Here is a 12,494-nt window from a genome sequence, read left to right as displayed (position 1 = left end):
AGATGTTAGAACAAAAGAATAAGAGTAATGGAATCGGGAGATTCGAAAAGAACCGATAGAGACGACATCGAATAATAATTAGTTCTAAGTGATTAGAACAAACAATATACGATGAAGAGTTTGATCCTGGCTCAGGATGAACGCTAGCGGCAGGCTTAACACATGCAAGTCGAGGGGTATTAGTTTTCGGACTAAGAGACCGGCGCACGGGTGCGTAACGCGTATGCAATCTACCTTTTACAGAGGGATAGCCCAGAGAAATTTGGATTAATACCTCATAGTATAGTACAACCGCATGGTTGAACTATTAAAGTCACAACGGTAAAAGATGAGCATGCGTCCCATTAGCTAGTTGGTAAGGTAACGGCTTACCAAGGCTACGATGGGTAGGGGTCCTGAGAGGGAGATCCCCCACACTGGTACTGAGACACGGACCAGACTCCTACGGGAGGCAGCAGTGAGGAATATTGGACAATGGGCGCAAGCCTGATCCAGCCATGCCGCGTGCAGGATGACGGTCCTATGGATTGTAAACTGCTTTTGTACGAGAAGAAACACTCCTACGTGTAGGAGCTTGACGGTATCGTAAGAATAAGGATCGGCTAACTCCGTGCCAGCAGCCGCGGTAATACGGAGGATCCAAGCGTTATCCGGAATCATTGGGTTTAAAGGGTCCGTAGGCGGTTTAGTAAGTCAGTGGTGAAAGCCCATCGCTCAACGGTGGAACGGCCATTGATACTGCTGAACTTGAATTATTAGGAAGTAACTAGAATATGTAGTGTAGCGGTGAAATGCTTAGAGATTACATGGAATACCAATTGCGAAGGCAGGTTACTACTAATGGATTGACGCTGATGGACGAAAGCGTGGGTAGCGAACAGGATTAGATACCCTGGTAGTCCACGCCGTAAACGATGGATACTAGCTGTTGGAAGCAATTTCAGTGGCTAAGCGAAAGTGATAAGTATCCCACCTGGGGAGTACGTTCGCAAGAATGAAACTCAAAGGAATTGACGGGGGCCCGCACAAGCGGTGGAGCATGTGGTTTAATTCGATGATACGCGAGGAACCTTACCAAGGCTTAAATGTAGATTGACCGTTTTGGAAACAGAACTTTCGCAAGACAATTTACAAGGTGCTGCATGGTTGTCGTCAGCTCGTGCCGTGAGGTGTCAGGTTAAGTCCTATAACGAGCGCAACCCCTGTTGTTAGTTGCCAGCGAGTCATGTCGGGAACTCTAACAAGACTGCCAGTGCAAACTGTGAGGAAGGTGGGGATGACGTCAAATCATCACGGCCCTTACGCCTTGGGCTACACACGTGCTACAATGGCCGGTACAGAGAGCAGCCACTGGGCGACCAGGAGCGAATCTATAAAACCGGTCACAGTTCGGATCGGAGTCTGCAACTCGACTCCGTGAAGCTGGAATCGCTAGTAATCGGATATCAGCCATGATCCGGTGAATACGTTCCCGGGCCTTGTACACACCGCCCGTCAAGCCATGGAAGCTGGGGGTGCCTGAAGTCGGTGACCGCAAGGAGCTGCCTAGGGTAAAACTGGTAACTAGGGCTAAGTCGTAACAAGGTAGCCGTACCGGAAGGTGCGGCTGGAACACCTCCTTTCTAGAGCCCCATGTGTTAGCAGCAATGCACGCTGGGGAAAAAAGATGTCTATCTAAAGGATCTGGATTTCAGGTTCAATTACTCTTGCTGTTAGTTCAAATAATAAATTTTAAGTAAAACAGAGTCTCGTAGCTCAGCTGGTTAGAGTACTACACTGATAATGTAGGGGTCGGCAGTTCGAGTCTGCCCGGGACTACTTTTTTAAAGTTTTCAATTCAAAATTGAGAATTAAAAATTAAAAAGACTGTTAGCTTGGAAAAAGGAAATTCTGGAAGTTGGAATTCACCAAAAGAAATTAGAGAAGAATTAAGAAATCTAAAATCTGAATTCTACAATCTAAGATTGAAAAATGGGGGATTAGCTCAGCTGGCTAGAGCGCCTGCCTTGCACGCAGGAGGTCAACGGTTCGACTCCGTTATTCTCCACTGGTTTACTATAAAGATAGTAAATAAAAGTTCATTGACATATTGAGATAAGAAAATAATAAAAAGTAGAAAGCGTTTTTGTTATAACTAACAAAAACAAAAAAAACGGTCATATTAAATTATGATTGGTACAATAAGCAAAATAAGGGCGTATGGGGGATGCCTAGGCTCTCAGAGGCGATGAAAGGCGTGATAAGCTGCGAAAAGCTGCGGGGACGGGCACACACCGATTGATCCGCAGATACCTGAATGGGGCAACCCACTATGTTGAAGACATAGTACACCGATAGGTGGGCAAACCCGCTGAACTGAAACATCTAAGTAGGCGGAGGAGAAGAAAACAAAAGTGATTCCGTAAGTAGTGGCGAGCGAACGCGGATTAGCCCAAACCAGTGCTGTTACGGCAATGCTGGGGTTGTAGGACCACGACATTTTATGCACAAGGAACCGGAAGTTGCTGGAAAGTGACGCCACAGAGGGTGATAGCCCCGTATGGGTAACAAGTGTAATAGATAGTGGTATCCTGAGTAGGGCGGGGCACGTGAAACCCTGTCTGAATTTGGCGGGACCATCCGCTAAGGCTAAATACTCCTGAGAGACCGATAGTGAACCAGTACCGTGAGGGAAAGGTGAAAAGAACCGTGAATAACGGAGTGAAATAGATCCTGAAACCATACGCTTACAAGCGGTCGGAGCCCTTTCGTGGGGTGACGGCGTGCCTTTTGCATAATGAGCCTACGAGTTAACGTTGCTGGCAAGGTTAAGTGGTTAAGCCACGGATCCGTAGCGAAAGCGAGTCTGAATAGGGCGCTTTAGTCAGTAGTGTTAGACGCGAAACCGTGTGATCTACCCATGGGCAGGTTGAAGCTGTGGTAACACACAGTGGAGGACCGAACCGGTTGACGTTGAAAAGTCTTCGGATGACCTGTGGGTAGGGGTGAAAGGCCAATCAAACTCGGAAATAGCTCGTACTCCCCGAAATGCATTTAGGTGCAGCGCTGTGCATAAAGTTATATAGAGGTAGAGCTACTGATTGGATGCGGGGGCTTCACCGCCTACCAATTCCTGACAAACTCCGAATGCTATATAATGTTTCACAGCAGTGAGGGCTTGGGTGCTAAGGTCCAAGTCCGAGAGGGAAAGAACCCAGACCATCAGCTAAGGTCCCCAAATATACGCTAAGTTGAAAGAACGAGGTTTGTCTGCCCAGACAGCTAGGATGTTGGCTTGGAAGCAGCCATTCATTTAAAGAGTGCGTAACAGCTCACTAGTCGAGCGGACGAGCATGGATAATAATCGGGCATAAGCGTATTACCGAAGCTATGGATTTAGAGTTTACTCTAAGTGGTAGGGGAGCATTCTAACAGGGTTGAAGGTGTATCGTCAGGTATGCTGGACTGGTTAGAAAAGAAAATGTAGGCATAAGTAACGATAATGCGGGCGAGAAACCCGCACACCGAAAAACTAAGGTTTCCACAGCTATGCTAATCAGCTGTGGGTTAGTCTGGTCCTAAGGCGAACCCGAAAGGGACAGTCGATGGCCAACGGGTTAATATTCCCGTACTACTAATTACTGTGATGGGGTGACGGAGTGATGAAAGCGCCGCGAACTGACGGAATAGTTCGTTGAAGTACCTACCTATAAGATGCGCAGGCAAATCCACGCGTCTTGGGGAAATACGATAGTACTCGGAGTCTTCGGACAAAGAGATAGTGCGCCTAAGGGCTTCCAAGAAAAACCTCTAAACTTCAGGTAATTAGTACCAGTACCGTAAACCGACACAGGTAGTTGAGGAGAGAATCCTAAGGTGCTCGAGAGATTCATGGCTAAGGAATTAGGCAAAATAGACCTGTAACTTCGGGAGAAAGGTCGCCCTGAGCAATCAGGGCCGCAGTGAAGAGGTCCAGGCGACTGTTTATCAAAAACACAGGGCTCTGCAAAATCGTAAGATGAAGTATAGGGCCTGACACCTGCCCGGTGCTGGAAGGTTAAGAGGAGATGTTATCTTCGGAGAAGCATTGAATTGAAGCCCCAGTAAACGGCGGCCGTAACTATAACGGTCCTAAGGTAGCGAAATTCCTTGTCGGGTAAGTTCCGACCTGCACGAATGGTGTAACGATCTGGACACTGTCTCAGCCATGAGCTCGGTGAAATTGTAGTAACGGTGAAGATGCCGTTTACCCGCAGTGGGACGAAAAGACCCTGTGCACCTTTACTATAGCTTAGTATTGACCTTGGATAAATGATGTGTAGGATAGGTTGGAGACTATGAAGCGGCGTCGCCAGGCGTTGTGGAGTCATTGTTGAAATACAACCCTTTGTTTATCTGAGGCCTAACCCCATATTGTGGGGGACATTGCTTGGTGGGTAGTTTGACTGGGGTGGTCGCCTCCAAAAGAGTAACGGAGGCTTCTAAAGGTTCCCTCAGTACGCTTGGTAACCGTGCGTAGAGTGCAATGGCATAAGGGAGCTTGACTGAGAGACATACAGGTCGATCAGGTACGAAAGTAGAGCATAGTGATCCGGTGGTTCCGCATGGAAGGGCCATCGCTCAAAGGATAAAAGGTACGCCGGGGATAACAGGCTGATCTCCCCCAAGAGCTCATATCGACGGGGGGGTTTGGCACCTCGATGTCGGCTCGTCACATCCTGGGGCTGGAGAAGGTCCCAAGGGTTGGGCTGTTCGCCCATTAAAGTGGCACGCGAGCTGGGTTCAGAACGTCGTGAGACAGTTCGGTCTCTATCTACTGTGGGCGTTAGAAATTTGAGTGGATCTGATTCTAGTACGAGAGGACCGAATTGGACAAACCTCTAGTGTATCTGTTGTCCCGCCAGGGGCACCGCAGAGTAGCTACGTTTGGAAGGGATAAGCGCTGAAAGCATATAAGCGCGAAACCCACCACAAGATGAGATTTCTTTTAAGGATCGTGGAAGATGACCACGTTGATAGGCTATAGATGTAAAGGCAGTAATGTCATAGTCGAGTAGTACTAATAATCCGTAAGCTTATGTACACCCTTTTCCCCCGATGCAAGTCGGGGGGAGAAACTTTCTAATACTTTTATGTTTCTTTATCTCAGTATGTTAAGATATTTGCTCGACGCAGAGCAGTTATGAGTTTTGAGTTATAAGTTATGAGTTGAAAAACTGCAGACTATAAACTGTGAACTGAAAACTAACAGCCTTAAGGTGGTTATTGCGGCGGGGCTCACCTCTTCCCATCCCGAACAGAGTAGTTAAGCCCGCCTGCGCAGATGGTACTGCAGTTATGTGGGAGAGTATGTCGTCGCCTTTCTTTTGAAAACCCCGTTTCTAGCGAAATGGGGTTTTTTATTCAAAACATGTATTGCTTTTATGTAAAAGCAATATATAAGGTACCTTAGCTCAGATGGTAGAGCAATGGACTGAAAATCCATGTGTCCCTGGTTCGATCCCTGGAGGTACCACATCATGCTCGGATGGTGAAATTGGTAGACACGCTGGACTTAAAATCCAGTGAACAGCAATGTTCGTGCGGGTTCAAGTCCCGCTCTGAGTACTAAAACTTCAATTGGATACGCCAATTGGAGTTTTTTTTTGGAATAAAATGAATGTATTACTGCAAAGTAAAGTGTAAATATTAAGAAGATATTTTCTGTAAAACAGCTTGGCACTAATTATATGGAGAGGGAATAGCATTCAGCCTAAATCAAATCCCAATTAATTTATTTTAAATGTTTGGAAAATGTTTTGCTTAGAATGTTTTTATAAAAAATATTAAACGACTTAAAAATTCTATTTATAAAGAATAAATAGAATTGAATTTATTGAGAGGCTGATATTATTTGGATTAAATGTAATCAAAAAAAATCCATAACAACAAAAGAAACTTTTGATTACTCTTGGAAGAGAATCTAAAATAATCTTTTGTTTATTATGGAATTTTTTTGAAGAAGTCTTTTTTATATCTATATGATTTAGATAATATTATTTGTTAAGTTATTTATTCTCTCAAATGTTTTTGAAACTTGAATTAAGATATCTTAATAGATTTAAATTTTACTTTCATCTTCAACGGCATCCTGCCATTTATCCCAAACTTTCACACCCGGATTATAACCATCATAACCAAAGTTCTGACTTAACTGGCCTTTAATATTTGGCTCTATGGCTAGTCTGTACGGAATTGGCCAGTAATTATTGCGTTTGTCCATAGTGTAAAACTTTACACCTGGTTTAATAGATATACCAGCGGGATATTTGTTGTAAAGGGTATAATGTACAATACGTTGGTACCAATAACTTCCTCCGGCTGCATCTGTTCCGGATTGTTTATCCCAATTGGATATGCTGTAAGTATTACCCCATTCATCTGGTTTTCCACTAAGCGCTAGACAATGCGAGATACGTTTTAACTCTACATTTCTCCATTCTTCCAAATAAAGTTCTCTTCCTCTCTCTGCACAGATATCACCAATAGTAACTGTTCCATACATTTGTGAAGCTTTGGCTCTTGCTCTTACGATATTTACATCCTGAGCCGCTCCGGTAGCATTGCCTTGATAAAAACGCGCTTCTGCACGTAACAAATAAGTCTCAGCTAAACGATATATGTACAGATGTGCAGTCGATCCTGCAGTAGCACCCTGAAAATCATTTGCTGCCGGATTTGCTTCGGCTACAACATCATGCATAAAGATTTTATAATGCGGGAAATCATACCAATCACGAATAGAATCTTGTGCTAGAAGTTTGCCGGCTTCCTTCATTCTAAAATTTTGCCCAGCCCATGTAGCACTGCCACCTGCTCCGGGAGCGTATTTAAGGTCTTCCATATTTACCCAGTTTCCAACAGCGCTGTTGTGTCTAAGATCTACCTTATCCTCAACACCGTTCACAACCCACATAGGATGCTGTGAATAATAAGAACCACTTATAGTACCAATACCACGCCCTAATGCTCTTTGATAATCATATTTTGCATTGTAATTCGTTTTATCAGTCAATGGAAAACGCGGTGCTGCTGTTTTACCATCCGGGGTAATTAAATTAGCATCATTCCAGTTAGGTCCAAAAATTCTCATTGAAGTAAACGATAAAAAGGATTGTGCGCCGCCATTTGGTGCAACCAAAATAGCTTCTGTATTAGTAGAAATTACCTTGTTTTCAGGTCTGTGCAAGTCCCAAATGACATTTCTGGTAATTGGCCATGCAGTAGGATTTCCTCCCGGATCAAAAATTCCTAAAGTATTTTGTACCAAAGAATAACCTGATTGATTAATCAAAATATTGGCCTGCGCTTCAGCATCAGCAAATCTTCCGGATGCCAGGTAACATTTAATTAGTAACTGACGGCATGCACCTTTGCTAACCATACCTACATATCCTATTTTTGATTGTTCGGGAACAAATTGTACTGCTTTCTCCATATCAGCAGTAATCATTTCGATGATGGCTTCTTTTTTAGTCGAATAATAACTCTGTTTCGGAACAGACAAGATTTTAGTAATCAAAGGAATGTCTCCAAATTGATAGACCAGATTCAGATATCGGTATGCTCTGTGGAAATAAGCTTGTCCAATATATTTATTTTTAACTTCCTCAGATAAACTTGTCACATTACTAATATACGTTAATACAGTATTTGCATTTTTTATACCTGTATAAGCTTCAGTCCAATAAAAACCCAGGTAAGTTGACTCAGATACTTCTCTGTTAAAGGTGCCGGTAGGAACGACAGTAGCAGCGTAATCAGCAATATTACCGGCTGTATCTGTTTTGCCATATTGTGCCATATCAGAGAAAAGATACTCTGTACCAATAGGCACACTAACACCGGCAGCATTAAAATGAATATAATTATTACGAAGCTGTTTGTCACACAAGGCTAAAGTTGCCTGCAATCCCGCTTCGGTATTAAATGTAGCTTCAGGTTCGTAAAACGAAAGCGGGTCTGCATCGAGAAAATCTTTTGAACAAGAACCAGACATCGCAGCCAATATCAGAAAAGGCACCAGTCTTGAAATTTTATTTTTTATGTATCTTTTTTTCATTTTTGAATATTTTTAAAGTTGTACATTAAAACCTAAGTTAAACGTTCGTGTGGCCAATCCTCCTTTATTTACAACATCTCCTTCCGGATCTCCATAATATTTCCATTGTTTAGAAGCAGACCATGTTGCTACGTTTTGTACCGAAGTATAAATTTTTAAATTTTTAATATGCACGCGATCTAAAAGATCTCTTGGCAAAGAATAAGCCAGCGAAATGTTGTCCAGACGAATAAAACTGCGATCATACAATTTTCCTGGTGCAACCGGAGTTCCTGCTGGTCCTTTAGCATCAAGGCGCGCCCAGTCATTGGTTGGGTTGTCAACTGTCCAATATGGATTTACATAAGGGTTGAAGTTGAATTTATATAAACTGCTATCATTGAACGTATTCATATAACCTGAATTAAGATCTTTTTGCCCCATATAAGAATACATGCTTATAGCCAAATCCCAATTTTTATAAATCTTAAATTCATTACGCAGCGACCACTGTACAGGAGCAGTTCTGTCTCCTAAAAACTGCTTATCTTTTTCATTATAAACCGCTTTTTTATAAGCCACACCATCAGACCCTACTGCATCTACATCGTCTCCGGTATAGCTGTTTTCCACTTTTGGATCTCCCGGACGCTGTCCGTATTTTAGAGCTTCCTGCCATTCGTCTTTTTGCCAGATTCCGGTTACCCTGTAATCCCAAATTTGAGTGATCGATTTTCCTATAAACCATCCATTTGCTGAATCATTACCTTCTTGACTTCCAATAACATTCCCATTGGCATCTTTAACTTCTACCATATTGCCATACAAAGACTCAATAGTATTTTTATTATATGAAAAACCAAGCACAGTACGCCATTCAAAGTTTGGTTTTTTCATGTTAAGCGTACTAAGGCTCAATTCAAAACCTCTGTTTTGAACCTCTCCCAGATTGGTTGCAATTGATGAAAAACCTGTGAAACCCGGCAAAGCCTGACTCATAATCATATCATGGGTAACTTTTTGGTAAGCATCTATCGAAGCAGTAATACGATCATGTAAAAAACCTAAATCAAGACCAATATTGGTTGATGTTGTTTTTTCCCATACCAGATTTGGATTTGCCATACGATCAAGTGCTAAATATTTCAGCTCAAGCGCTTTTCCAGAAGCATCTAAATAGCCCATCGTTCCGGTATTTACTAAGTTTGCCAAAGAAATGTACGGATTGTCAAGCGATCTGTTTCCGTTTTTACCCCAGGACAAACGTAATTTACCTGTAGATAAGGAATCCCAATTAATCCAGTTTTCATTTTTAAAGTTCCATGCAACCCCAATAGAAGGGAAAGTTGCATAAGGATTTGAAGCACCAAATGCTGAATATCCATCACGACGAACAGTCGCTGTCAGCATATAACGATTATCAAACGAATAGAAAAGTCTTGCCATCAAACCATCTGCCGTTTGATGTGAATCATCAGATCTAAGCGCGCTATTAGCCAGTGTTGCAGTAGAAACATTGTGAAATCCTAAAGCATCTGTAGGCAGAATATTATTTGCAGTCATTCCATCTGACCAAAAACGGCGTTCTTCAGCTTCCTGAACAAGGGTTAATATAAAATGGTGTTTTGCAGTAATTGTATAATCCCACGTTAATGTATTATTCAGGTTATAATCAAATCTTGTACTATTATTTCTGATTGCTCCGTGGGTAGCAGCAGCCCAATTTGGATTTTGTGCCGATTCGAAATAGCGATCGTGAAAAAATTGATAACGAGGAGCAACGTTAAATGAATATGTAATACCCCAAGGTAAAGTTACTTTTGTATTAAAAATGGTATTTAATATGGTATATCCGGTTTCCTTCTCAATAAATTGGCGATCATAGTAATAGTTATAATTCTGTCCTGAAACATTTTTTCCCATCGGCTGTCTCTCATAGTTACCATTTGCATCTATAAAGGTTCCAAACGGGCTGGTTCTCATCATATTATTAAACCCGGAACGCGTATCCAAAGAGGGAGTTATATCTCCATCTGTACGATCCTGAAAATTAACGTTTACTCCAAAATCAAGCCAGTCAGTAATTTTAGCGTCTACTTTCATATTAGAACGAGCTGATTTATAGTCATTCCCAACAATAGCTCCTTCTGAACTTAAATAGCCAAAAGACATATAGTAATTTACCTTGTCGCTTGCTCCGGAAACACTCAAATTATTGTCATGATTAATTCCTGTTCTAAAAGAGCTGTCACTCCAATCGTGGGTTTTTCCTGCCAGAAAATTAGCCATAAGCGAAGGATCGAAATTTAAACCTAAACGATTTCCCCAAACTTCCTTTGCACTTTTTCCTGTTGTTTGTGCAGCTGGCTGATAAGCCAACCACTGGTCTTGAGTAATTCCCCATTTGGATAAATCATCAGGATTTGAAAAATATCCTGGTTTGCCATTAGCAACTGTTCCTACCATCCACGGTCCATATTCTCCGGTTGTGGCATTACCGCCATAAGTTGCAGCAGTCTCCCAATCTTCACGGTACTTTAAATACCCTTCCGGAGAATACACGGTACGATAAGCACTTTTATTGGTAATCGTCGTATTTGTAGTAAAACTAACAATAGGCTTACCGGTTTTCCCTTTTTTGGTTGAAATAATGATAACTCCTGCAGCCGCTTTCGCCCCATATACGGATGCTGCCGATGCATCTTTTAAAATATCGATCGAACCAATATCATCAGGGTTTATTTCTGAAAGCTCGCCATAGAATTGCATTCCGTCTAAAATAATAAGCGGTGAATTATGTACACCATCATTATTTGGATTATAAACAGAACTCTGCCCACGAATCTGCATTCTTCCTCCTCCCTTTGCAGAAGGATCATACCCTACGTTTATGCCGGGAGTACCTCTTAAGATATCCTGAACCGTTTGCGGATTTTGGTTTGCCAGCCTGTCGGGCGTTATCTGAACAATTGCTCCCGTTAAATCCTTTTTCTTCATTTTACCATATCCAACTACAACAACTTCGTCTAGTGAAGCTGTAGCCTTTTGCATTTTTACATCAATTGCAGTTTCGCCTTTTAAGACAATTTCTCTGGTTATATAGCCCAGATAAGAAAATACTAATACCGGATTTTCATTCTCTGTTTTCAAAGTAAATTTCCCGTCAAAATCTGTCAGGGCAGTATTCTTAGTTCCCTTCTCGAAAATAGTTACACCTGGCAATGGCATTCCGTTTTCGTCATTGACTTGTCCCTTAATATTTTTTTGCTGTTGTACATTTTGTGCTTTAGTTGTACTCTTAGAACTAATGGCGTACACATGAATTTGAAATAGCGAAAACAATACACAAGTCATTATCATTTTCTTTTTTAAATTAAATCCACATGCGCAATCAGGACTTTTTTTAATCCTAATAAAATTTGTCATTTTTGGTCTACATTTTTGGTTAGTTAATAGTTAGCTATTGAAAATCACAACGATACTGGCTAAATCGTTACCGTAATTAACATTGCAAAAATGAGTAATAATGGTTCTATTGAGGAGTAATAAAATACATTTTTGGGTATATAAAAATTTTATTTGTGTGCTTTATTCTTTTTTTTAACTGTAAAAAAATAGTATTGTTAAAAATATATTACAAAAAATAAGAATATTCTATCAGATGGTAAAAATGCATAAAAAACATTGCTTCCGTATTTTTTGAACAAAAAAAAGCAGTTGAAAAAACAACTGCTTTAATAATTATAATATTTTAGAAAGAGAATTTAGTTTATCAGATTTAGAGCTTACTCTTTAATTTTTAATCTCTTTTATCATCGTTAAAATCCATCTGTATTCTTGCTTCATTGTTGGAAAATCTAAGCAGTTTTTATCCGTTTGTATAAATCCCTGTTTTTCATAAAAATATTTTGCCTCACTTATTTCCATGGTTTTAAGCCAAAGAATTGAAAAGCTTTTCTTTTTACACAGAGAAATTATAAATTCGATTACGCTTTTTCCAATACCTTTTCCGGAGCATTCTTTAAGAAGATAGAGTTTGTCAATTTCAATACATTGCGATTTCGGATATGGTGCAATCTCATTATTTTTTAATTTAAAAAAGCCTACTGCTTTATCTGCATCATAAATTAAAAAATAAAAAATATCAGGTTGTGAAAGTTCGTTCTTAAAATCTGTTTTTTTATAAAATTGATTAAGATAGGCGGTTCCATTATCTGTCCAAAGATATTTGTAGGTGTCATTATAGGTTTCTATAGCGATCTCAAATAATAAATCGAGATCACTTTGATGGCATTCTTTAATAGTAATCACTTGCAATCTTTAGTTTTAGTTAGTTTACGGAGTGTAAATTTAGAATATTATTATGTGTTTACAGAGTTTGATCTTATTCTGAAATTTCTTTACATAATATTGATTAATAAATTGGCTGCAATTT

The 12,494-nt window shown here is 40.7% G+C and carries 3 protein-coding genes, 4 tRNA genes and 3 rRNA genes; 7 read left to right on the top strand and 3 right to left on the bottom strand.

The window, feature by feature from the left end:
- Window positions 1–108 precede the first annotated feature (108 nt).
- From AC3QL1_RS19030 to AC3QL1_RS19000, 7 genes are all read left to right on the top strand, one after another.
- Window positions 109–1,622 (top strand): 16S ribosomal RNA (locus AC3QL1_RS19030).
- 122 nt (window positions 1,623–1,744) lie between these two features.
- Window positions 1,745–1,818: transfer RNA gene (locus tag AC3QL1_RS19025), tRNA-Ile, on the top strand.
- A gap of 155 nt (window positions 1,819–1,973) precedes the next feature.
- Window positions 1,974–2,047, top strand: a tRNA-Ala gene (locus tag AC3QL1_RS19020).
- A 131-nt stretch (window positions 2,048–2,178) separates the two neighbouring features.
- Window positions 2,179–5,062 (top strand): 23S ribosomal RNA (locus AC3QL1_RS19015).
- Window positions 5,063–5,233: 171 nt separating this feature from the next.
- Window positions 5,234–5,343: ribosomal RNA gene (gene rrf / locus AC3QL1_RS19010) — 5S ribosomal RNA — on the top strand.
- The 16S, 23S and 5S rRNA genes sit together here with 4 tRNA genes alongside, the layout of an rRNA operon.
- A gap of 78 nt (window positions 5,344–5,421) precedes the next feature.
- Window positions 5,422–5,494: transfer RNA gene (locus AC3QL1_RS19005), tRNA-Phe, on the top strand.
- Window positions 5,495–5,500: 6 nt separating this feature from the next.
- A tRNA-Leu gene (locus AC3QL1_RS19000) sits at window positions 5,501–5,586 on the top strand.
- 493 nt (window positions 5,587–6,079) lie between these two features.
- Here AC3QL1_RS19000 and AC3QL1_RS18995 read toward each other — a convergent pair.
- The 3 genes from AC3QL1_RS18995 to AC3QL1_RS18985 form a co-directional block, all read right to left on the bottom strand.
- Window positions 6,080–8,080, bottom strand: coding sequence for a RagB/SusD family nutrient uptake outer membrane protein (locus tag AC3QL1_RS18995; RefSeq protein ID WP_492493710.1), 2,001 nt, complete (start codon window positions 8,078–8,080; stop codon window positions 6,080–6,082).
- 12 nt (window positions 8,081–8,092) lie between these two features.
- Window positions 8,093–11,419, bottom strand: coding sequence for a SusC/RagA family TonB-linked outer membrane protein (locus tag AC3QL1_RS18990; protein WP_492493709.1), 3,327 nt, complete (start codon window positions 11,417–11,419; stop codon window positions 8,093–8,095).
- Between the two features lie 432 nt (window positions 11,420–11,851).
- Window positions 11,852–12,370: a GNAT family N-acetyltransferase gene (locus AC3QL1_RS18985; RefSeq protein WP_492493708.1), complete on the bottom strand. Its 519-nt coding sequence runs from the start codon at window positions 12,368–12,370 to the stop codon at window positions 11,852–11,854.
- Window positions 12,371–12,494 lie beyond the last annotated feature (124 nt).

The organism is Flavobacterium sp. GW823-FHT04A11, assembly GCF_058796535.1.
This window is presented reverse-complemented; position numbering and strand designations above follow the sequence as displayed.